The following is a 278-nucleotide window of genomic DNA, read 5'->3' on the forward strand; positions in this document are numbered from 1 at the left end:
GTTAGTCATACAAGCCCCTAAGTGTGAAAGAAATTCACGGCTGTGCAAGTGGGCTCGAACGCGCGGCGCTCATTGGAAGCGTGATCGCGCGTCTTGCACAACCTGTTGGAGAAGCAATCGCCTGCTTGCGACGCGTGCGCGACCGGGCGACACGCGAGCCCGCACACAAAGTGCGACGAAGCAGACGAATGAACGGATTTAGCGGCGATTGCACCGCTTTCTGTTCAGTTTGACGCCGGATAACATCGCGATGAACGACCGTTCGCGCTAAGTTAGAC

The 278-nt window shown here is 56.8% G+C and carries 1 protein-coding gene; it reads right to left on the reverse strand.

Annotation, left to right across the window (positions count from 1 at the left end; all coding sequences use genetic code 11):
• Positions 1–34: 34 nt before the first annotated feature.
• The coding region (locus tag EN824_RS35790; RefSeq protein WP_210236415.1) for a hypothetical protein at positions 35–278 on the reverse strand (244 nt) is incomplete at its 5' end.

It is taken from the genome of Mesorhizobium sp. M8A.F.Ca.ET.181.01.1.1, from assembly GCF_004792025.1.
GTDB lineage: Bacteria > Pseudomonadota > Alphaproteobacteria > Rhizobiales > Rhizobiaceae > Mesorhizobium.